The organism is Pseudomonas syringae pv. cilantro (assembly GCF_001293775.1).
GTDB lineage: Bacteria > Pseudomonadota > Gammaproteobacteria > Pseudomonadales > Pseudomonadaceae > Aquipseudomonas > Aquipseudomonas syringae_P.
The window spans coordinates 308380-328876 of sequence record NZ_LGLN01000013.1 but is presented as its reverse complement, the minus strand read 5'-3'; the positions used below and the strand labels follow the sequence as shown (position 1 = coordinate 328876).

The 20497-nt window shown below is 59.9% G+C and carries 19 protein-coding genes; 8 read left to right on the top strand and 11 right to left on the bottom strand.

Annotated features, from left to right (window positions below; translation table 11 throughout):
* Nucleotides 1–12: 12 nt before the first annotated feature.
* Complete coding sequence (locus ABJ99_RS02855; protein WP_007248162.1) at nucleotides 13–663, bottom strand: hypothetical protein; 651 nt, start codon at nucleotides 661–663, stop codon at nucleotides 13–15.
* A gap of 288 nt (nucleotides 664–951) precedes the next feature.
* Here ABJ99_RS02855 and ABJ99_RS02850 point away from each other — a divergent pair, with 288 nt between their 5' ends.
* Both ABJ99_RS02850 and ABJ99_RS02845 read left to right on the top strand, forming a co-directional pair.
* On the top strand, nucleotides 952–1470 hold the full coding sequence (locus tag ABJ99_RS02850; RefSeq protein WP_054084523.1) for a cytochrome c oxidase assembly protein: 519 nt from the start codon (nucleotides 952–954) through the stop codon (nucleotides 1468–1470).
* A gap of 95 nt (nucleotides 1471–1565) precedes the next feature.
* Nucleotides 1566–2198 (top strand): SCO family protein, encoded by a 633-nt coding sequence (locus ABJ99_RS02845; RefSeq protein ID WP_054084684.1) that lies wholly within the window; start codon nucleotides 1566–1568, stop codon nucleotides 2196–2198.
* A gap of 349 nt (nucleotides 2199–2547) precedes the next feature.
* Here ABJ99_RS02845 and ABJ99_RS02840 read toward each other — a convergent pair whose 3' ends face one another.
* The 3 genes from ABJ99_RS02840 to ABJ99_RS02830 are packed head-to-tail and all read right to left on the bottom strand — an operon-like array spanning nucleotide 2548 to nucleotide 5054.
* The gene (locus ABJ99_RS02840; protein ID WP_054084522.1) at nucleotides 2548–3321 is read right to left on the bottom strand and encodes a MetQ/NlpA family ABC transporter substrate-binding protein; all 774 of its coding nucleotides are present in this window, start codon (nucleotides 3319–3321) and stop codon (nucleotides 2548–2550) included.
* A gap of 51 nt (nucleotides 3322–3372) precedes the next feature.
* Nucleotides 3373–4047: a methionine ABC transporter permease gene (locus ABJ99_RS02835; RefSeq protein ID WP_007248166.1), complete on the bottom strand. Its 675-nt coding sequence runs from the start codon at nucleotides 4045–4047 to the stop codon at nucleotides 3373–3375.
* Nucleotides 4047–5054 (bottom strand): methionine ABC transporter ATP-binding protein, encoded by a 1008-nt coding sequence (locus tag ABJ99_RS02830; RefSeq protein WP_054084521.1) that lies wholly within the window; start codon nucleotides 5052–5054, stop codon nucleotides 4047–4049. Before ABJ99_RS02830 ends, ABJ99_RS02835 begins: the two co-directional genes overlap by 1 nt.
* Nucleotides 5055–5365: 311 nt before the next feature.
* On the opposite strand from ABJ99_RS02830, the gene katE reads away from it, so the two are divergent.
* Nucleotides 5366–7516, top strand: a complete 2151-nt coding sequence (gene katE, locus ABJ99_RS02825) for a catalase HPII (RefSeq protein ID WP_054084520.1) — start codon at nucleotides 5366–5368, stop codon at nucleotides 7514–7516.
* Between the two features lie 122 nt (nucleotides 7517–7638).
* Here the strand turns inward: katE and ABJ99_RS02820 are convergent, their stop codons facing one another.
* The 4 genes from ABJ99_RS02820 to ABJ99_RS02805 are packed head-to-tail and all read right to left on the bottom strand — an operon-like array spanning nucleotide 7639 to nucleotide 10445.
* A complete protein-coding gene (locus tag ABJ99_RS02820) occupies nucleotides 7639–8355 on the bottom strand; it encodes a PA5502 family lipoprotein (RefSeq protein ID WP_054084519.1) in 717 nt (238 codons plus the stop codon).
* Nucleotides 8356–8393: 38 nt separating this feature from the next.
* Nucleotides 8394–9182 (bottom strand): zinc ABC transporter permease subunit ZnuB, encoded by a 789-nt coding sequence (znuB, locus tag ABJ99_RS02815; RefSeq protein WP_054084518.1) that lies wholly within the window; start codon nucleotides 9180–9182, stop codon nucleotides 8394–8396.
* Nucleotides 9175–9963, bottom strand: a complete 789-nt coding sequence (gene znuC / locus ABJ99_RS02810; protein ID WP_054084517.1) for a zinc ABC transporter ATP-binding protein ZnuC — start codon at nucleotides 9961–9963, stop codon at nucleotides 9175–9177. The genes znuB and znuC overlap by 8 nt, the downstream gene beginning before the upstream one ends.
* Nucleotides 9963–10445: a Fur family transcriptional regulator gene (locus tag ABJ99_RS02805; protein ID WP_024645124.1), complete on the bottom strand. Its 483-nt coding sequence runs from the start codon at nucleotides 10443–10445 to the stop codon at nucleotides 9963–9965. The genes znuC and ABJ99_RS02805 overlap by 1 nt, the downstream gene beginning before the upstream one ends.
* A 67-nt stretch (nucleotides 10446–10512) precedes the next feature.
* On the opposite strand from ABJ99_RS02805, the gene znuA reads away from it, so the two are divergent.
* Nucleotides 10513–11448, top strand: a complete 936-nt coding sequence (gene znuA / locus ABJ99_RS02800) for a zinc ABC transporter substrate-binding protein ZnuA (RefSeq protein ID WP_080377985.1) — start codon at nucleotides 10513–10515, stop codon at nucleotides 11446–11448.
* Nucleotides 11449–11597: 149 nt separating this feature from the next.
* On the opposite strand, the gene ABJ99_RS02795 is transcribed toward znuA, so the two are convergent.
* Nucleotides 11598–12548, bottom strand: coding sequence for a homoserine kinase (locus tag ABJ99_RS02795; RefSeq protein ID WP_054084515.1), 951 nt, complete (start codon nucleotides 12546–12548; stop codon nucleotides 11598–11600).
* Between the two features lie 50 nt (nucleotides 12549–12598).
* Nucleotides 12599–12886 carry a DUF2782 domain-containing protein gene (locus ABJ99_RS02790; RefSeq protein WP_024645121.1) on the bottom strand — a complete coding sequence of 96 codons (288 nt, stop codon included), beginning with the start codon at nucleotides 12884–12886 and terminating at the stop codon, nucleotides 12599–12601.
* Nucleotides 12887–12960: 74 nt separating this feature from the next.
* Between ABJ99_RS02790 and polA the strand changes: the two genes are divergently transcribed.
* The gene (gene polA, locus ABJ99_RS02785; protein WP_054084514.1) at nucleotides 12961–15726 is read left to right on the top strand and encodes a DNA polymerase I; all 2766 of its coding nucleotides are present in this window, start codon (nucleotides 12961–12963) and stop codon (nucleotides 15724–15726) included.
* Between the two features lie 241 nt (nucleotides 15727–15967).
* Here the strand turns inward: polA and yihA are convergent, their stop codons facing one another.
* Nucleotides 15968–16603 carry a ribosome biogenesis GTP-binding protein YihA/YsxC gene (gene yihA / locus ABJ99_RS02780; RefSeq protein WP_054084513.1) on the bottom strand — a complete coding sequence of 212 codons (636 nt, stop codon included), beginning with the start codon at nucleotides 16601–16603 and terminating at the stop codon, nucleotides 15968–15970.
* 295 nt (nucleotides 16604–16898) lie between these two features.
* On the opposite strand from yihA, the gene ABJ99_RS02775 reads away from it, so the two are divergent.
* The 3 genes from ABJ99_RS02775 to ABJ99_RS02765 are packed head-to-tail and all read left to right on the top strand — an operon-like array spanning nucleotide 16899 to nucleotide 20497.
* Nucleotides 16899–17543: a thiol:disulfide interchange protein DsbA/DsbL gene (locus tag ABJ99_RS02775; RefSeq protein WP_054084512.1), complete on the top strand. Its 645-nt coding sequence runs from the start codon at nucleotides 16899–16901 to the stop codon at nucleotides 17541–17543.
* 9 nt (nucleotides 17544–17552) lie between these two features.
* Nucleotides 17553–18428, top strand: coding sequence for an endonuclease/exonuclease/phosphatase family protein (locus ABJ99_RS02770; RefSeq protein WP_054084511.1), 876 nt, complete (start codon nucleotides 17553–17555; stop codon nucleotides 18426–18428).
* Nucleotides 18425–20497, top strand: coding sequence for a GGDEF domain-containing protein (locus ABJ99_RS02765; protein WP_054084510.1), 2073 nt, complete (start codon nucleotides 18425–18427; stop codon nucleotides 20495–20497). Before ABJ99_RS02770 ends, ABJ99_RS02765 begins: the two co-directional genes overlap by 4 nt.

The following is a 20497-nucleotide window of genomic DNA, read 5'->3' as shown; positions in this document are numbered from 1 at the left end:
CGGGCGGTTGGATCAGACAGCGGAACGTTCCAGTTCCAGGCCGACGCCCAATTGACGTGACAGACACGGCCAGCGCTTCCAGGCTGCACCCGTATCAGGACTGCTCAGCTTTTCTCGGTAAACCTCGACCGAATCCAGCGCAAAACTCTCATCATCAAGCAACTGATCGACGGCATGGTGCACCGCCTCGTCCAGCTCATTGGCGAATTGCTCGCCGATCAGCTGATGGGCAATCACGCTGGCAACCGTGGTATTGGACGGAATCAGCGGCTGACCAAAATGCTTGATGTACAGGTCGTTCACTTCCTCGACCAGTCTGTGCGCCAGATAAGCTTCGTCCAGCAAGCTCTCCAGCCCCTCGTGTCCGTCCATGATTGCAGGTGGAGCGGCGAAAAAATGTTCGGCAATCTTCAACACCGGTTTTATCTGCCCCTCGATCCCGGCTTCGACGGCGACCTCATGGGCAGCATCCAGCAAGTCAGGGACCAGATCGATATAAGCGGTAACGAAACGCGTCAGAACGTCCTGGGCGTCGACATCCGGCAAGTGGATGGCGGGGTGTAAATGTGGCAGTTTCTGTTCCAGTTGCTGTAGCAGGTGGCCGGTCCTGGCCTCATGTTGATGGGCTCGTTGTATCTGCTCGCGCAACGCGGCGGTGTTCATGACAGTGAGCACTCCTGAGGGCGATAAAACCCGTGGCTGGTTTATGGAATTCATACGTTAGCTGGCTTAACTAAATAGCTAAGACGCTTTTGTCATAACTGATTCATATTTATATGCATTGGCTATATCAGGCGTTTATCTGCTCATTTTTTGATCATATGCCAGCGCTGGCCAAGACAAAGCGCACCTGACAAGTCACGACGAGCGACCTGTTTGTGCATAAGCCGACTACTCTGATGCCGTCGACGCCCTTCGCGGCACGCTGTCCCACACAAAAGTGAGCCATTCATGACTCAACCTGTCCTGCCCAGGCGGCTCGTTATCCGCCTGATGCTGTTGCTGGCTTTTGTATTCGCCTGCGGCTTCGCGCTGGCACCGATTCGTGACCTGCTGAGCCGGGTGGGCGGACACGCCGGGGCCGGCGATTCGTACACGCAAGCGCAGCAGGTCGATACGTCGCGTGAGATCGAGGTGCAGTTCACGTCGAGCAACGCGGCAGGCATGGTCTGGGCGTTTTATCCTCGTGCCGATCAAATGCTCGTACACCCCGGAGCACTCAACGAGATGATCTTTATTGCGCAGAACCCGACCGACAAACCGATGAAAGCCCAGGCCGTGCCGGGGATTTCGCCGGGAAAGGCAGCGGCCTGGTTTCACAAGACCGAGTGTTTCTGCTTCACCCAGCAGACGTTACAACCGGGCGAGCGCATCGAAATGCCGGTGCGCTTTATCGTTGATCGCGATCTTCCTGAAGACATTAAACACCTGAAGCTGGCGTATACCCTTCTGGACGTCACGCCGCTCTAGGGTCTGTTNGCGGCTCGCGATGAAACGGGAACAGACCCTAGGCTCTGTTCTGAATATGCGACATCATGAGCGAACACTACGCCTGCATTGAAACCATGACCCGAATCCAGAAAACCGTTTTCATCGTTGCCGCTATTGTGGCGCTCCTGCTCGGCCTCATCACCAGCCAGCTGCTGTCTGGCCGCGGACCGCAAGATCAGGCGGCACTCAACGACGCAGGCATTATCCTGTTGCCAAAAAGCCGCACCCTGCCTGCATTGAGCATGATCGATCAGAACGGTGAGGCGATGGCCATCGACCGGCTCAAGGGCCAGTGGACACTGATGTTCTTTGGTTACACGTTCTGCCCGGACATCTGCCCTACCACGCTGGCGCAGATCAAGCAGATCAGAAGCGAACTGCCCAAAGACACGGCCGAGCGGATGCGCGTGGTGCTGGTCAGCGTTGACCCCAACCGCGACACGCCGCAGCAGCTCAAACAATACCTGGGGTATTTCGACAAAACCTTCATCGGCCTTACCGCGCCGGTGCCTGAACTGCAGAAACTGGCCAGCGCGGTCAGCATCCCGTTCATCCCCGCCGACACCAGCAAGCCAAACTATTTCGTCGACCACAGCGGCAATCTGGCCCTGATCGGCCCGGACGGCACCCAGCGAGGCTTCATCCGCGCCCCGCTGAACAACCAGAAACTGGTCAGGCAATTGCCTGGGTTGCTGGAGAGGGATTGAGCGTCGCACGGCCCGCTCACAAGCCACATTCTGCGAGCATTTCACAGGCCTTGAGGTGCATAAAGATTTGGGCTTCTGCCCGCAGGGCGTGGGAGCGGACTCGTCCGCGATGGGCTGCGTAGCGGTCCTGAAACAGGCTACCTTGGTTGTATCTGGTGCACCGAAGCAACTGGTTTTACTGCCGGTGCCCGGCAGTTAGCGGACAAGTCCGCTCCCACACAAGCGAAGCGTCGCCCGGTCCGCTCCCACAGAAGCGATGGACTGCGTTGCGGCCCCAAACCGGGCCACCTCGGTCTTGTGTGGTGCACCGAGGCAGCCTGTTTTGCATGTATGGCGCAACGCAATCAGATCAGAACGCCGGAACCACTGCGCCTTTGTATTTCTCTTCCAGGAACGCTTTCACTTCCGGGCTTTGCAGCGCTGCGGCCAGCTTTTTCATCGCGTCCGAGTCCTTGTTGTCCGGGCGGGCAACCAGGATGTTCGCGTACGGCGAATCCGGACCTTCGATGATCAACGCATCCTTTTTAGGATCGAGACCAGCGCTGAGCGCATAGTTGGTGTTGATCAATGCCAGATCGACCTGAGTCCGCACGCGTGGCAGCGTGGCAGCTTCCAGCTCGCGGAATTTCAGTTTTTTCGGGTTGTTGGTAACGTCCGAAGGCTTCGACAGGATGTTGGTCGGGTCCGCCAAGGTGATCAGGCCCGCCTTCTGTAACAGTAACAGCGCACGACCTTCATTGGTCGCATCGTTGGGCAGCGCGACGTTGGCACCGTCTGGCAGCTCGGCCAGCGACTTGGCTTTTTCCGCGTAGGCGCCAAACGGCTCTACGTGGACTTTGGCCACGGCCACCAGGTCAGTGCCTTGGCCCTTGTTGTACTCATCCAGATACGGCTGATGCTGGAAGAAATTGGCGTCCATATGCTTCTGCGCGACCTGCGCGTTCGGCTGAATGTAGTCGTTGAACACCTTGATGTTCAGGTCGACGCCTTCCTTGGCCAGGGTCGGTTTGACGAATTCGAGGATCTCGGCGTGCGGCACGGCGGAGGCCGCGACGGTCAGGGTCTCGTTGGCCTGCGCGGACAAGGCGGTAACAGCGGCGAATATCGCCAATAGCTTTTTCATGCAACAACTCCTTTGGGCCCGCGCAAGGCGGGCCAGTACCAACGGATACGATCAACGATGAGTGAAGTGCGCGACCAGTCTGTCGCCGATTGTCTGAAGAATCTGCACCAGCACCAGCAACAATACGACCGTCACAAACATCACATCGTTCTGAAAACGCTGATAACCATAACGAATGGCCAGATCGCCCAGCCCGCCAGCGCCTACCGCACCGGCCATGGCGGTGAACGACACCAGCGCAATTGCTGTCACGGTGATCGCCGCCAGAATGCCGGGCCGCGCTTCCGGCAGCAGCGCCTTGATGATGATCTGCCGCGTGGTGGCCCCCATGGCCTGGGTGGCTTCGATGATGCCGCGATCCACCTCACGCAGCGCGGTCTCTACCAAACGCGCAAAAAACGGCGTCGCACCGGCAATCAATGGCGGCAAGGTGCCGAGAATCCCCAGCGATGTGCCGGTAATGATTTCGGTCAGCGGCATCATCACGATCAGCAGAATGATGAACGGCAGCGCGCGCAGCATGTTAACGATCAGCCCGACCGTGGCGTACAGTTGTTTGTGCTCGAGCAACTGACGTGGCGAGGTCAGAAACATCAGCACGCCCAGCGGCAGGCCGAACAGAATGGTGAAGCCCAGCGAGACACTGAGCATGATCAACGTGTCGCCGGTGGCGACCCAGATTTCATACCAGTCGACGTTGGCGAACAGGTTCAAAAAAGCGTCCATCAGCGCAGCACCTCCATATGAACATCGGCGGCGGTGAAGTGAGCAAAGGCGGCGTCCATGTCACCGCCGGTGATCGCCAGCGTCAGTTGCCCGTATGGAGTGTCTTTGATGCGGTCGATACGGCCTGCGAGGATGCTGTAGTCGACACCGGTTTCCCGGGCCACGGTGCCCAGCAGCGGCGCGTAGGTCGCCTCGCCCTGAAAGGTCAGGCGCACGATACGGCCCTGCACGTGGGCAAAATCGTCACGCTGCTCGTTTTCATCGACCTGGTCGTCTTCCTGCACAAAACGCTTGGTTGTCGCGTGCGTCGGGTGCAGAAACACGTCGGCAACCTCGCCATGCTCGACGATCACGCCGGCGTCCATGACGGCTACCCGGTCACAGACACGACGGATCACATCCATCTCGTGAGTGATGAGGACAATGGTCAGCTTCAGCTCGCGATTGATCTCGGCCAGCAGTTGCAGGACCGACGCAGTGGTCTGCGGGTCCAGTGCGCTGGTGGCTTCATCGCACAGCAGGATTTTCGGCTTGGTCGCCAGGGCGCGGGCGATGCCGACGCGCTGCTTTTGCCCGCCCGACAATTGCGACGGGTACTTTCTGGCGTGATCGGAGAGCCCGACCCGCGCCAGCAACTCGGCCACACGCTGATCGATCTGCTGGCGCGACATGTCGCCTGCCAGCGTCAGCGGCATGGCCACGTTGTCGGCCACGGTTTTCGACGAAAGCAGATTGAAGTGCTGAAAGATCATCCCGACCTGCTGGCGAAAGCGCCGCAGGCCGGTGGCGTCGAGCGCCGTGACATCTTCACCGTCAACCACGATCTGCCCGCCGCTCGGGGTTTCGAGACGGTTGATCAGCCGCAGCAGCGTGCTTTTGCCTGCACCGGAATGGCCAATGATGCCGAACACCTGGCCATCGTCAACGCGCAGGCTTGTAGGGTGCAATGCCGGTATTTCCCGGCCTGCCACCCGATAGGTTTTGTGGACGTTATGAAACTCGATCACGGAGCGAACCTTGTGGGGGCGCGTTAAAAAATCAGCGCAGTGGGCGTAGTGCCACTTGCTTCGTTACCTCGGCCAGATTGAACCGGGCGCGCATTTTAGCCTGTCCTGCACGCCGTGCTTAGCATTTATTTGCAGGCAGGCCTGGGTAATGGGCTTAACGCGACCGTTGGTGCAAAAGGCATTGAATCGGAGTGAACGGCTGATTCCACCACCGGTCACTCTCTGGATACCGTGATTTCCCGCTTGCATCAGGGAAGTCGTATTCATCGAACCCAACTCAACGATTGGGTCGAAATAAGGAGTTGTTTCCGATGGCTAGCGAGAAAAACCCACCTATCACCACGACACCCAAAAGCGAGATGGCAGGCACCGACACACTTGATCGGGGCAACACCAACGCCAAGCTCGACAGTCTTGATCAGTTCCGCTCCGACGCCACCAGCCAGGCGTTACGCACCAACCACGGCGTCAAGATTGCCGACAACCAGAACACCCTCAAAGTCGGCAGCCGTGGCCCGTCGCTGCTCGAAGATTTCATCATGCGTGAAAAGATCACGCACTTTGACCATGAGCGTATTCCAGAGCGCATCGTCCACGCGCGCGGCACTGCAGCACACGGTTACTTTCAGACGTACGAAGACCAGAGCGCGCTGAGTAAAGCAGGCTTCCTGCGTGATCCGGGCAAGAAGACCCCGGTGTTCGTGCGTTTCTCCACCGTTCAGGGCCCACGCGGCTCGGGCGACACGGTGCGTGACGTGCGGGGCTTTGCAGTCAAGTTCTACACCGACGAAGGCAACTTCGATCTGGTCGGCAACAACATGCCGATCTTCTTCATTCAGGATGCCATCAAGTTTCCGGACTTCGTGCACGCGGTGAAGCCTGAGCCGCACAACGAAATCCCTACCGGCGGCTCGGCGCACGACACCTTTTGGGACTTCGTCTCGCTGGTGCCGGAATCCGCGCACATGGTGCTGTGGACCATGTCCGACCGTGCGATCCCGAAAAGCCTGCGCACCATGCAGGGTTTCGGCATTCACACGTTCCGCCTGATCAACACTGAAGGCAAATCCACGTTCGTCAAATTCCACTGGAAGCCCAAGTTCGGCGTGTGCTCGCTGGTCTGGGACGAAGCGCAGAAGCTGGCCGGCAAGGACACTGACTTCCATCGCCGTGACCTGTGGGAGTCCATCGAGATGGGCGACTACCCGGAATGGGAACTGGGCGTGCAGATCGTTGCCGAGGAAGACGAGCACAAGTTCGAATTCGACTTGCTCGATCCAACCAAGATCATCCCGGAAGAGCTCGTGCCGGTCACGCCGCTGGGCAAAATGGTGCTGAACCGCAACCCGGACAATTACTTTGCCGAGACCGAGCAGGTTGCTTTCTGCCCAGGCCATATCGTGCCAGGTATCGACTTCTCCAACGATCCGCTGCTGCAAGGTCGCCTGTTTTCCTACACCGACACGCAGATCAGCCGCCTCGGTGGTCCGAACTTTCACGAAATCCCGATCAACCGTCCGATTGCGCCAAACCACAATGGCCAGCGCGACGCACAGCATCGCACCACCATCGACAAGGGCCGTGCTTCTTACGAGCCGAACTCGATCGACGGCGGCTGGCCAAAAGAAACACCGGCAGCTGCGGTAGACGGCGGTTTCGAGACTTACCCGGAGCGCGTCGAAGCGCACAAGGTGCGTGAGCGCAGCGAATCGTTCAGCGATCACTTCTCGCAGGCGACTCTGTTCTTCCAGAGCATGAGCCACCACGAAAAAGAACACATCATCGCGGCGTACAGCTTCGAGTTGGGCAAGGTCGAGCGCGAGTACATCCGTGCCCGTCAGGTCAACGAGATTCTGGCCAACATCGATCTGGAACTGGCCAGCCGTGTAGCGGCCAACCTGGGTCTGCCTGCGCCGAAGGCTGGCACTGTGCATGTGCGTCAGACTTCGGTGAAAGAGTCACCGGCGTTGAGCCAGGTCAACCTGCTGTCGGGCGACATTGTTTCGCGCAAAGTCGCGATCCTTGTGGCCAATGGTGTTGACGGCAAAGCGGTCGAGGCCATGAAAGCTGCACTGACGGCCAAAGGCGCACACGCCAAGGTACTTGGCCCGACGTCTGCACCAGTCAAAACGGCCGATGGCAAAAGCCTGCCGGTCGATGCATCGGCTGAAGGCTTGCCTTCGGTAGCGTTCGACGCGGTGTTCGTGCCGGGCGGCGCAGATTCGGTTAAAGCGTTGAGTACTGATGGCGTGGCGCTGCACTTCATCCTGGAAGCCTACAAGCACCTCAAGGCCATCTCCGTTGCCGGGGAAGCCAAAGACTTGTTGAGCTTGCTGCGCCTGGAAGAGGATGCGGGCCTGCTGGTTGTGTCGGATAGTGCATCGTTCGAAGCCTTCTTCGACGCAATGGCCCAACACCGCGTCTGGGACCGTGAGGTGAAAGCCAAGGCTGTTCCGGCTTGATCTGACGCTACCCTGATTATCGTCCCCACGCTCCAGCGCTCATCGTGATGCATAAATCTCGATGAGCGCTGTGCGTGGGCAGGCAGCTCTGGACGCTCTGCGTCCGGTTTTGAAGGCGCAGCTCAGGACCTGGCTGGCGTCAAAACGATGTGTGCTTTTTCATTGCGCTCGATTTCTCGACGCAGCTGCAACTCGAAGTCTGGATTGGCCTTCACCACCCGTTTGGTCAGCAATGTGGCCAGCCACGGGTAATCTTCGGTGCGCGGCACTACCAGCAGCACGTCACAGTTGAATGCTATGGTATCTGCCGCAATGTCATCCAGTTGACGACGCAGTGCGGGCATATCGCCGATTTTCAGGTCGATGGTGGTACTCGGCGCTGACGGGTCAACCAGCTTGGCCACCCTTCTCGCTTCCGCTTCTTTCAAATCCGCTTCGGCTTTTTCCAGTTCTGCCTTGCGGGCGTGGGCAATCGCCCCGTTGACACCGCTGGTCAGCGCAGGCGCCTTGGGCATCAGTGCGCGCGCTCGGGATAATGCGCTGGCCGCAGCGTTCATGTCGCCCTTCTGCAGGCTGATCTGGCTGCGGCTCAGGTAGGCTTCGGCCAGACGACGCTGTAAAGGCTCGAGCCGGGCATCGTCGGAATTGGCTGCTTGCAACGTCGCCAGTTGATCCTCGGCGGTTGCCAGTTCATTGCCAGCGATGTTCTGTTCAAGCTGCGCGAAAGCGTCAGGCTGAGCCTCGGACGCGGCCGTCTCGACCGTTGGCGCACTGTGACAGGCACCCAACAGGATGGAAAATGCGACCAGCAGCAGATAGCGTGGGGCGAACGGGCTCATTCCTGCGATTCTCTAGTTTGCGCAAAAAACGAGCAAGTCTACACCGCTCGCCTGGGTAGAACAAAGCTGAGCAAGAACAACGCCGCAGCGGATACCACTATAGACGGTCCGGCCGGTGTGTCCTTGAACCATGACAATGATAGCCCGATACACACCGCAGTCACGCCCAGCAGGCTTGCACCAACGGCCATCTGCTCTGGCGAGCGGGCGTGACGCTGTGCCGCAGCGGCCGGAATGATCAGCAACGAAGTAATCAGTAACACACCGACGATTTTCATCGCTACCGCGATCACTACCGCGATCAACAGCATCAGCGCCATGCGCAGCGCCGCGACCGGCAGGCCTTCGACACGGGCCAGCTCCTCATGCACGGTCATTGCCAGCAGCGGTCGCCACAGCGCAATGATCGTGACCAGCACCAGCGAACTGCCGCCCATGATCCAGGCCAGATCGGCCGGGCTGATTGCCAGCAGATCACCGAACAGATAAGCCATCAGGTCGATTCGCACTTCGTGCATGAAACTGAGCACGACCAGCCCGAGCGACAGCGTGCTCGGTGCCAGAATCCCCAGCAGCGTGTCCGACGCCAGTGGTTGACGCTGTTGCAGGGTGACCAGCAGCACCGCCAGCAACAGGCAGCCGCAGGTCACCGCGATGGTCGGGCTGATATCCAGCAAAAAGCCCAGCGCTACGCCGAGCAGTGCGGCGTGGGACAGTGTGTCACCGAAATACGCCATGCGTCGCCAGACCACAAAGGACCCGAGCGGACCGGCCACCAGGGCCAGCGCAACGCCTGCGAGCAAGGCATACAGTAGAAAATCAGCCATGCTTGCAGCTGTCTCCGTGAACGTGAGTATGAGGGGTGGCCGGGGCGTCATTCACCACCGAACCATGCAGATCGTGGGCGTGGTCATGATGATGGTGATAAATCGCCAGACTTTGCGCATTCTTGCCGAACAGTTCGACGAACGCCGGATCATGGCTGACCTGCTCGGGATGCCCGGAGCAACAGACGTGGCGATTGAGGCACACCACTTGATCGGTGGTGCTCATCACCAGATGCAGATCATGGGACACCATCAACACGCCGCACTGGTGACGGTCGCGCAGCCGTGTGATCAGGCTGTATAACTCCGCCTGCCCGGCCACATCGACGCCTTGCACCGGTTCGTCGAGCACCAGCAATTCGGGCTTGCGCAACAAAGCGCGAGCCAACAGCACACGCTGCATCTCACCACCTGAAATACCCTGCAACGGGCTGTCGATGACTTTTTCGGCGCCGACCTCTTCCAGTGCCGACTGCGCAGCAGCACGGTCCACACCGGGCACCAGACGCAAAAAGCGCAGCACCGACAGCGGCAGGGTCTGGTCGACATGCAGCTTTTGCGGCATGTAGCCAACGCGCAATCTGGGTTTGCGCCACACCGTGCCTGAATCGGGCTTGAGCAGCCCCAACACCGCACGCACCAGCGTGGTCTTGCCCGCGCCATTGGGGCCGATCAGCGTAACGATCTCACCGGGGCGAACACTGAGCTGGATGTTTTCCAGCACGTTTTGCCCGGACAGCGTGACGGCAACCTGCTCCAGGCGTATCAATGCATCCGTCATCAGGCAGCCTTGCAGCCGGCGCACACGCCAACGATCTCGACCGTCTGGCCTTCGACCGCAAAGCCGACGCCCGCGGCAGCATCGACCACCGACGCGCTGATGGCCGGGTGTTGCAACTCGATCGCGGCATGGCACACGCGGCAAATCAGAAACTGGCCCTGATGCGCGTGGGTCGGATGATTGCAGCCGGTGAAGGCATTGAGCGAGGCAATCCGGTGCACCAGGCCGTTTTCCAGCAGGAAATCCAGCGCACGGTAGACGGTCGGCGGCGCGGCGCGACGGCCGTCCTCTTCGCTGAGCACCGCCAGAATGTCGTAGGCACCCAGCGGTTTGTGGCTTTGCCAGACCAGTTCCAGCACGCGGCGGCGCAAGGTGGTCAGGCGCAGCCCCTGTTTTGTGCACAGCGCGTCTGCTTCGGCGAGGGCCGAATGCACGCAGTGGGAGTGGTCATGGGGGCGACTGGCCAGGGGAGTATTGGGCATGAGCAGCGACGATATTGGCTAGAGACGTTATTATGTTACCTGTTCCTGACTTATATGAGTGATTCGAGTGCGCCGTCTTTTCAATCTTGTTGCTGTTCTGTGGATCAGTCTGTTGTTCATCGCCCCGGCTCAGGCCGAAGTCAATGTACTCACCAGTATCAAGCCATTGCAGCTGATTGCGGCGGCTGTACAGGACGGCGTCGGTAAGCCCCAGGTGCTGTTGCCACCTGGTGCGTCGCCGCATAACTATGCGCTGCGGCCATCCGACGTACGGCGCGTGCGGGAAGTCGAATTGCTCTACTGGATAGGCCCGGACATGGAAACCTTCCTGCCGCGCGTCCTGCAAGGCCGCAGCTCGCCTACGGTTGCCGTGCAATCTCTGCCTGGCATGCACTTGCGCCATTTCGGCGAAGACAACGCTTCCCATGACGACCACGCTCATGACGAGGATGCAGACGAACACGATCACGACCACCAGCCCGGCAGCCTGGACTCGCATCTGTGGCTGTCGACCGTCAACGCGCGGGTGATCGCAGCAAAGATGGCGGCTGACCTGGGCGCTGCGGACCCGGCCAATGCGGCCCGCTACGCCAGCAACGCCGAGGCGTTCAACAAGCGCCTCGATGCACTGGACGCGCGCATCAAGGGCCGTGTCAGTGCCGTTGCGGGCAAGCCGTTTTTCGTGTTCCACGAGGCGTTCGATTATTTCGAAGAAGCTTACGGGCTCAAGCACGCTGGCGTATTCGCCATCGCCGCCGAGATCCAGCCCGGCGCGCAGCACGTGGCGGCAATGCGCGAGCGCCTGAAAGCGGCGGGCAAGACCTGCGTGTTCAGCGAACCACCCCTGCGCCCGCGCCTGGCAGAAACCCTGAGCGCAGGCCTGCCGGTCAAGCTCGCAGAGCTGGACGCGCTAGGCGGCTACATCCCCGCCACCGCGCAGGGTTACGAGCAGGTGTTACAGAAACTGGCGGATGATCTGACCGGCTGCCTGAGCAGTATTTGATAGCACAGGCACTTTTCGTCCTGACTATCGTCCCGACGCCCCGCGCCGGTATGCCGTTCTGGACGCTCTGCGTCCGACCCGGCGCATGCGGTGCGGCACGGATTTGTGACGCAGAGCGTCACGAACTGCATGCCAACGCGGAGCACCAGTCAGAGCGCAAACGGCAGCGCGATGTGCGCTTCCTGGCGCTCGGCCAGACGCCGCTCGAACTCCACGGGATCGTGAATCAGCACGTCCTGCCCGGCGAAGGTCTCGGCGGCGATCAGGCGGGACAACCAGAAGCGCACACAGGCGATGCGCAACATCGTGTTCCAGAGCTTCGATTCCGCAGCCGTGAATGGCCGCAGTCCGGCGTAAGCGCCCAACAGGGCACGCGCGCGGACGGCGTCGAGCTGGCCGTTTTCGCGTGAGCACCAGTCGTTCAGCGCAATCGCCAGGTCGTAGAGCATCGGACCGGAACAGGCATTATAGAAATCGATCAGCCCGGTCAGGTGTGTGCCCTCGAACAGCACGTTGTCACGAAACAGGTCGGCGTGCAGGTTGGCGCGTGGCAAGGCCATGATCTGCGACTTGAGGTCTTCGATTTCCTGAAGGCTTTTTGCAAGCAATGCCCGCTGAGTCTCACCCAGGTGCGACAGAAAGTTGCGCCCCTCGCTCAACATCCAGTCCAGCCCGCGATCGGTCTTGCGCTCCACTATTCGCTCGCGTGTCGCCAGATGCAGATTGGCCAGCAACTCGCCGATCTGCACGCAATGCTGAGTATTCGGCTCACTGATGTGCTTGCCCGGCAGGCGCGGCTGCAACAGCGCCGGTTTGCCTGCCAGCTCGCGCAACGCCTGACCGTCGGTGGTGCGCAGAGCGTAAGGCACCGGCAGATCGGCCTCGTGCAACACATCGAGCAGCTCGATGAAGAAAGGCATTTCCTGCACCGGACCGCGCTCGACCAGGGTCAGGACGAATTCGCCCCGCTCCAGGCTGATGAAGTAATTGGTGTTTTCACTACCGGCGGCAATGCCCTGAAAATCAAGCAGACGGCCGAGCCCGTAAGGGGCGAGAAATGTTTCCAGCTCGGGCCGAGCCAGCGGGGTAAAAACGGACATATCAGAACTGCCAACCAATAAAGTGAATGTGGGGTGCTACCGACCAGCGACTACCAGCTGAATATTTCCCACTGCGGGATCAGCATGTCCGGTTGATCCGAACGAATGAAATTGGGGCTTGTACCATCGGCGCGCACCAGAAAATAAGGCTTGCCGTGTTTCGGGGTGATTTTCACCGCATACAGAAAGCCGTTCTGTCGATATTCCTGAATGGTTCGGTCACCGTCGGTGCGAATAGTAACGTCCGGCGCCGCCGAAGGTGAGTCCTCTGCTGCAACAGCGAGCAAAGGGCAAAGTGCCAACAGGCCGGTCAATAACAGTCGATTTACCTTGCGCATGATAACCTTGTCCCTTTGTCGTCAATGGTCCGCGCATTCTAGCGCCGACCCCGCCGAAAAGGTTGATTCTGCTCATGACCCAAGCGCCGCTCGTCCTGGTGGACGGTTCTTCTTACCTCTACCGCGCCTTCCATGCACTGCCCCCCCTGACCACGTCCAAAGGCTTGCCGACCGGCGCCGTCAAAGGCGTGCTGAACATGCTTAAAAGCCTGCGTCGCCAGTACCCGGAAAGCCCGCTCGCCGTGGTTTTCGACGCCAAGGGCGGGACCTTTCGTGACGCGCTGTACACCGACTATAAAGCCAACCGGCCCAGCATGCCGGATGACCTGCGCGTGCAGGTCGATCTGCTGCATGCGTGCGTCAAAGGCATGGGCTATCCGTTTTTGTGCGTGGAAGGCGTCGAAGCGGATGACGTGATCGGCACCCTGGCGCGCAGCAGCGCGGCGGCGGATCGTCCGGTGGTCATTTCCACTGGTGACAAGGACATGGCGCAACTGGTCGACGGGCACATCACGCTGGTCAACACCATGACCGGCAGCGTAATGGACGTCGCGGGCGTGAAAGAGAAGTTCGGCGTCGGCCCTGAACACATCATCGATTACCTCGCGCTGATGGGCGACAAGGTCGACAACATTCCAGGCGTGCCGGGGGTCGGTGAAAAAACTGCGGTCGGTCTGCTGGTCGGCGTCGGTGGCGGGATCAAAGAGCTTTACGACAACCTCGACAAGGTCGCGACCCTGCCGATCCGCGGTGCCAAGACCCTCGCCGCCAAGCTCGAAGAGCATCGCGAGATGGCGTTTCTGTCCTACGAGCTGGCGACCATCAAGATCGACGTGCCGCTAGACATCGAACTGGATCAGCTGCACTGCGGCGAACCGGACCGCGATGCGCTGATGGAGCTGTACGCCGAGCTGGAATTCAAAAGCTGGATCGAAGACCTGCAACGCGACGCCAAGCGTGCCGGGCAGGAATTGACCGTTGAAGAGCCGACAGTAGAAGCCAAAGAAGCGGCCTATGAAATCATCCTTGAGCAGACTCAGTTCGACGCCTGGCTGAAAAAGCTCAAGGCCGCGCCGCTGTTCGCCTTCGTCACGCAGAGCAACGGCACCGACGCCCAACGCGCGCAACTGGTCGGCTTGTCTTTTGCCATTCAGACCCACGAAGCGGCGTACATTCCGCTGACTCACTCGTACATGGGCGTCCCGCAGCAGCTGGATCGCGACAGCGTGCTCAAGACCCTCAAGCCGTTGCTGGAGGACCCGAGCAAGATCAAGGTCGGTCAGCACGCCAAATTCGCCATCAATCTGCTTGCCAATTGCGCGATCGATGGCGATCAGGCGCAGGGCATCGATTTGCAGGGCGTCCGCTTCGACACCATTCTGGAATCTTACGTACTGGATTCCACTGCGACCCGCCACGACCGCGACAGCCTGGTGGCCAAGTACCTGACGCACACGCCGATCAACTTTCAGGACATCGCCGGCAAGGGTGCCAAACAGCTGACTTTCGACCAGATTGCGCTGGAGCAGGCAGGCAACTATGCCGCCGAAGAAGCGGACCTGACCCTGCGCCTGCATGAAGTGTTCGAAGCGCGTCTGGCGGCGATCCCGACCTTGCAGCCGGTGCTCAACGATATCGAGATGCCACTTGTCCCCGTACTGGCGCGTATCGAGCGCCAGGGCGCGCTGGTCGATGCCAACCTGCTGGGCATCCAGAGCGTCGAACTGGGCGACAAGATGACCGCACTGGAGCGCGAAGCCTTCGCCATTGCCGGTGAAGAGTTCAACCTGGGCTCGCCCAAGCAGCTCGGGGTGATTCTCTACGAAAAGCTCGGCATGCCAATCCTCAGCAAAACCGCCACCGGCCAGCCGTCGACCGCCGAGGCGGTGCTTGCCGAACTGGCCGAGCAGGACTTCCCGCTGCCGAAGGTGCTGATGCAGTACCGTTCGATGAGCAAGCTCAAGAGCACCTACACCGACCGCCTGCCCGAGCAGATCAACCCGCGCACCGGGCGCATCCACACGTCTTATCATCAGGCAGTGGCGGTGACCGGGCGCTTGTCGTCCAGCGATCCGAACCTGCAGAACATCCCGATTCGTACCGCCGAAGGGCGCCGTATTCGTCAGGCGTTCGTCGCGCCGAAGGGTTACAAGCTGCTGGCAGCGGACTATTCGCAGATCGAACTGCGGATCATGGCGCATCTGGCGAAGGACGAAGGCTTGCTGCACGCGTTCCGCAATGATCTGGACGTGCACCGGGCCACGGCGGCGGAAGTCTTCGGCGTCGAGCTGGAAGGCGTTACTCAAGACATGCGCCGCAGCGCCAAGGCGATCAACTTCGGCCTGATCTACGGCATGAGCGCGTTCGGTCTGGCCAAACAGATCGGCGTCGACCGCAAGCAGTCACAGGCTTACGTAGACCGTTACTTCGCCCGCTACCCCGGCGTGCTCGACTACATGGAACGTACCCGCGCCCAGGCCGCCGAGCAGGGTTTTGTCGAAACCATCTTCGGCCGCCGCCTGTACCTGCCGGACATCAATGCCAAGAACCCGTCCCTGCGCAAGGGTGCGGAGCGCATGGCGATCAACGCGCCGATGCAAGGGACGGCGGCAGATATCATCAAGAAAGCGATGGTCGCGGTAAATGGCTGGCTGGATACCTCCGGCCTGGATGCACGCGTCATCCTGCAGGTACACGATGAACTGGTGCTGGAAGTGCGCGAAGACCTGGTCGATCAGATCAGCGAACAGATCCGTCCGCACATGAGCGGGGCCGCAGATTTGGCGGTTCCGCTGCTGGTGGAAGTCGGCATCGGCAACAATTGGGACGAGGCGCATTGAGTGAAAAAGGGCGAACTGTAGGCAGGTTCGTCAAACATTGTAGGAAAGGTGAACTTTTCTTAATTGCTGGAACTTAACCATTTAGACAGGAGTCAGAGGTTCCGATAGATTGCAAAATCCATCGTGCTCCTAGTTGTGTTAAGTGTTGGCATATATCCGGACCCCACCCTAAGGTCTGGACCTTAAGCCCCGGAACTTCCTTCTCCCCATGCGAAGTCCGGGGTCTTTTTTTGCCTGCGATTTACTCGGCAGGCGCCTTGTCTTCCAGTTCCATCCAGTCGGCCAGGACGGTGTAGGCCTCTTCCAGCCCCATGCGCTTGGGGGCCGAGAACAACTGAATGCTGACGGCGTCGCCCCAACCCTTGCGGATCTCGGCCTGAACCTTGAGCAGCGTGTTCTTGGCTGCACCGTAGGTCAGCTTGTCGGCCTTGGTCAGCAGGATGTGCATCGGCATGTTGCTCGCGATGGCCCAGTCAAGCATCAGGATGTCGAAATCAGTCATTGGATGACGGATGTCCATCATCAGGATCAGCCCCTTCAGGCTTTCGCGACTGCCCAGATAGGCTTCCAGGTGGCGCTGCCAGTGCAGCTTGAGCGGGATGGGTACTTTCGCGTAACCGTAGCCAGGCAAATCGACCAGACGGCGATCTTCGTCCAGGCCAAAGAAGTTCAGCAACTGAGTACGCCCCGGCGTCTTGGAAGTACGCGCCAGGCTGGCATGCGTCAGGGTGTTCAGCGCGCTCGACTTGCCCGCGTTGGAGCGACCGGCAAATGCGACTTCAAAACCTTCGTCATCGGGGCATTGGTCGACCTTGGCGGCGCTGAGCATGAACGTGGCCTGTTGGCACAGACCGAGAATGGGGTTTTTGAGCTGCATGTGATTTCCGGTGAAGGCCCTTGCCTGCAAGGCGTGTGGCAAGAGGTGTCGGTTTCGTTTGAGTGCGTGCGCCTATAATGACACACCTGTCCCCCGGCCCATACTCGCACCCTGTCGGGAGGGCGCTGACTGGCCGCTGGAACATTCAGACATGACCTGCTTCACTCTTATGCAAAAAGGCCTGCCACAGCCGCCCATTTTTACAACCCCAGCGTTACACTAACGAACTCAGGCTTTCGCGCCCGGTCGAAAACACCGTCGCATGAAGGCGATTCAATCTGCTCAGGAGTAAAGCATGCGTAATCTGATCATCAGCGCCGCTCTGGTTGCCGCCAGTCTGTTCGGTATGTCCGCCCAGGCCGCCGAGCCCATCGAGGCCGGCAAACAATACGTCGAGCTGAAAAGCGCTGTGCCCGTTGCCGAGCCGGGCAAGATCGAAGTCATCGAACTGTTCTGGTATGGCTGCCCGCATTGCTACGCGTTCGAGCCGACCATCAATCCATGGGTTGAAAAACTGCCGTCCGACGTCAATTTCGTGCGTATCCCGGCCATGTTCGGCGGCGCGTGGGATGCACATGGCCAACTGTTCATCACTCTGGACACCATGGGCGTCGAGCACAAGGTTCACGCAGCCGTCTTCGAAGCCATCCAGAAAGGCGGCAAGCGTCTGACCGACAAGAAAGACATGGCCGATTTCGTTGCGACTCAGGGCGTGAACAAGGACAACTTCCTCAAGACGTTCGACTCCTTCGCAGTGAAGGGCAAGATCGCGCAGTACAAGGAACTGGCCAAGAAGTACGAAGTGACTGGCGTTCCGACCATGATCGTCAACGGCAAGTACCGTTTTGACCTCGGTTCGGCCGGTGGTCCGGAAGCAACTCTGAAGGTGGCCGACCAGTTGATCGCCAAAGAGCGAGCAGCTACGACGGCTGCCAAGTAAGCGCCGGTCATGCGCCGTTGGGGCAAAGGTAGCCCGCGTATCGTTGGCCTGCATGATCCGCAGGTCAACGAACATCACCTGACGCAAAGCGGCTTGCCGGAAGACGGCAGGCTGCGTTTGCTCAGCTTCAACATTCAGGTCGGTATCAGCACCGAACGCTACCGGCACTACCTGACGCGCAGCTGGCAGCATTTACTGCCGCACGGCGGACGCGCAGGTAACCTGCAGAAAATCGGTGACCTGATCAACGACTTCGATCTGGTGGCGCTTCAGGAAGTCGACGGCGGGAGCATGCGCTCCGGCTTCGTCAATCAGGTCGAACATCTTGCCCAACTGGGCGGTTTTCCGTACTGGTATCAACAGCTCAATCGCAACCTCGGGCGTCTTGCCCAGCACAGCAACGGTGTACTGAGCCGTCTGCGCCCGACCAAGATCGAAGACCACCCGTTACCGGGCCCGGCCGGACGCGGTGCAATTCTCGTGCGCTTTGGCGAAGGCGAAGATGCGTTGATCGTCGTCATGATGCACCTGGCCCTCGGGACCCGCACCCGAACCCGACAACTCGCCTACATTCGCGAACTGATCGGCGGCTACCGTCACCAAGTGCTGATGGGCGACATGAACACGCATGCCAATGACTTGCTGGAACACTCGCCGCTTCGTGATCTGGGGCTGTTGGCCCCGCAAATCGAAGCGACGTTCCCCAGCTGGCGCCCAAAGCGCTGCCTTGATCACATTCTGCTCAGCCCGACCCTGACGCTTGAACGCGTGCAGGTGCTGGCCCAACCCATTTCCGATCACCTGCCGGTTGCCGTCGAGATTCGCCTGCCTGCTTCACTGTGTGGGGACTCACTGCCTGTGCCCTCTGGTGGAAACCTTGCATGAGCGACGACGCGGAGCGTTGGAAAGAGAAATACCTCAAAGGGATCGAGCAACAGGATAAGCTCGAAAAGCGCTGGGATGCGCGGCTCGACTTGCTGCGGCGCGGCCTGGTACGCAGCAGTCTGGCGGCGGAGGGTTCAGACCGGGCCGTCGACGAATGCATGAAGGAAATGCGTGAAATCGTCCGCACTGACGACATGGATGCAGGCCTCGCGGCCCTGATCCCGCGCCTTGAAAAGGCCGTGCTGGATTCCGAACATCGCCGCGAAGTGCGCGCCGGGCAGATCAGTTCGGCACTGACCGCCCTTGTCGCACAGCTCCAGGCACTGCCGCTGCCACGCGACGTCCGCAAACCACTCAAGCGCTTCGCCAAGGACCTTGAAGAGCGCGCCGCTCAGGCACGCGAACTGCCCGTCCTGCTCGGCGAGTTGAGCAGCCTGCAAGGCCAGGCCCTGACGCAGATAGAAAAACCCGAAGAAGCCCCCCGCCAGGGATTGCTGCAACGCCTGTTCGGCTCACGGGACGCGCACAGCGAGGAGCATCCTCCTGAACCTCCGCCTGACCTTACTCCGGCCTTGGTGCCGGAGGAGCAGCACGACAACGTGCACCATGAACGACCTGCATCACCCGCGCAGCCGGATACGCCGCCAATGCCGGTAGCACCACTTCCGGCGCAGGCCGAGAAGACTGATACGGTTATCGAGTCTGCCCCACCGCCGGCACTCGTTGCAGAGGGCGAGGCAGTTACTGCTCCCACGCCAGTAGAGGCGGCACCCTCCGTGACCGCCACACCCACGGTCACGCTCCACGCAGAAATTGCCCCCGAACCACCTGCTGAAAACACCTACATCTACGTCGAGCCCGTTGATATCACCGACATGCTGGCGCCTGTTCCCAGCGTACCCTACCAGCAACGACCGGCACCGCTAGTCGTTGACACAGAGCAACCGGAAGAAGATGCCGAGCCTGAAACCGAGGTAGTAGAAGGCGATGACGGCTACGCGTTGCCCTCCTCCCCGGAGCCGAGCTACAGCTCGGTTGCTGCGCACATCGAAGAAACCCTGCTGGGCCTGCTCAACGACCTGACGTTGTCCGAGCATTTTCGTCCGCAGGTCGAGGACATGCAGCTACGCCTCAAACACGGGCTTAACTGGTACGAACTGCTACCGATCCTCGACGATCTTGCAGTCTTGATGCTGGCGATCAATAACGGTGGTCAACAGGAGTTCGGCAGCTATCTCAAGCAACTGAACGAGCGACTCGAGTCGTTCCAGAGCCATTTGCAGGCTGCCAGCGAAGATCACGCCGAGGATCAGTCCGCCGTTCGCGACTTGAACGAGCAATTGCGCGAACAGGTGGGTGGGCTGCAAAGCAGCGTTCAGGATGCGTCCGACCTGACCAGCCTCAAGCAGGTGCTGGATAACCGGCTCGAAGGCTTGCTCAGCACCATGGATAATTACCAGCGCAAACGCGACGACCGCGAGCAGGAAGTGGCTTCGCGACTGCAAAGCCTGTCGGCCCGCGTCGCCAGCATGGAGCAGGAGGCGCTGGGTTTCAGGAGTCACCTGGAAGAGCAACGTCAAAAGGCGCTGGTCGATACGCTCACCGAACTGCCCAACCGGGCCGCCTGGGGTGAACGACTCGAGCATGAAATGGCGCAGTGGCAGCGGGAGAAAAACAGCCTGCTGGTGTGCATTCTCGATCTCGATCATTTCAAGCGTATCAACGACGGCTACGGGCACCTGGCTGGCGACAAAGTGTTGAAGATTGTCGCCAATGTCTTCAAGAAACGCCTGCGGCCTGGGGATTTTCTCGCCCGCTTCGGTGGCGAAGAGTTTGTCATGCTGTTGCCCGCAACCGTTCCCGATGCCGGGCTAGCGCTTCTCGACGAACTGCGTGCCGCCGTCGAGCTGTGTCCGTTTCACTTCAAGGGCGAACGGGTAACAATCACGGTTTCCACGGGAATGACCGCTTTTCGGGTCGGAGAACGTCCCGATACCGCCATAAAGCGCGCCGACCAGGCCCTCTATAAAGCCAAGGAAAATGGCAGGAACCGGATAGAACAGGGATAG

Bases quoted from the DNA above. Each gene is read 5' to 3' on its own strand.
- ABJ99_RS02855 (WP_007248162.1), bottom strand. From the start codon at position 663: ATGAACACCGCCGCGTTGCGCGAGCAGATACAACGAGCCCATCAACAT.
- ABJ99_RS02850 (WP_054084523.1), top strand. From the start codon at position 952: ATGACTCAACCTGTCCTGCCCAGGCGGCTCGTTATCCGCCTGATGCTG.
- ABJ99_RS02845 (WP_054084684.1), top strand. From the start codon at position 1,566: ATGACCCGAATCCAGAAAACCGTTTTCATCGTTGCCGCTATTGTGGCG.
- ABJ99_RS02840 (WP_054084522.1), bottom strand. From the start codon at position 3,321: ATGAAAAAGCTATTGGCGATATTCGCCGCTGTTACCGCCTTGTCCGCG.
- ABJ99_RS02835 (WP_007248166.1), bottom strand. From the start codon at position 4,047: ATGGACGCTTTTTTGAACCTGTTCGCCAACGTCGACTGGTATGAAATC.
- katE (WP_054084520.1), top strand. From the start codon at position 5,366: ATGGCTAGCGAGAAAAACCCACCTATCACCACGACACCCAAAAGCGAG.
- ABJ99_RS02820 (WP_054084519.1), bottom strand. From the start codon at position 8,355: ATGAGCCCGTTCGCCCCACGCTATCTGCTGCTGGTCGCATTTTCCATC.
- znuB (WP_054084518.1), bottom strand. From the start codon at position 9,182: ATGGCTGATTTTCTACTGTATGCCTTGCTCGCAGGCGTTGCGCTGGCC.
- znuC (WP_054084517.1), bottom strand. From the start codon at position 9,963: ATGACGGATGCATTGATACGCCTGGAGCAGGTTGCCGTCACGCTGTCC.
- ABJ99_RS02805 (WP_024645124.1), bottom strand. From the start codon at position 10,445: ATGCCCAATACTCCCCTGGCCAGTCGCCCCCATGACCACTCCCACTGC.
- ABJ99_RS02795 (WP_054084515.1), bottom strand. From the start codon at position 12,548: ATGTCCGTTTTTACCCCGCTGGCTCGGCCCGAGCTGGAAACATTTCTC.
- ABJ99_RS02790 (WP_024645121.1), bottom strand. From the start codon at position 12,886: ATGCGCAAGGTAAATCGACTGTTATTGACCGGCCTGTTGGCACTTTGC.
- polA (WP_054084514.1), top strand. From the start codon at position 12,961: ATGACCCAAGCGCCGCTCGTCCTGGTGGACGGTTCTTCTTACCTCTAC.
- yihA (WP_054084513.1), bottom strand. From the start codon at position 16,603: ATGCAGCTCAAAAACCCCATTCTCGGTCTGTGCCAACAGGCCACGTTC.
- ABJ99_RS02775 (WP_054084512.1), top strand. From the start codon at position 16,899: ATGCGTAATCTGATCATCAGCGCCGCTCTGGTTGCCGCCAGTCTGTTC.
- ABJ99_RS02770 (WP_054084511.1), top strand. From the start codon at position 17,553: ATGCGCCGTTGGGGCAAAGGTAGCCCGCGTATCGTTGGCCTGCATGAT.
- ABJ99_RS02765 (WP_054084510.1), top strand. From the start codon at position 18,425: ATGAGCGACGACGCGGAGCGTTGGAAAGAGAAATACCTCAAAGGGATC.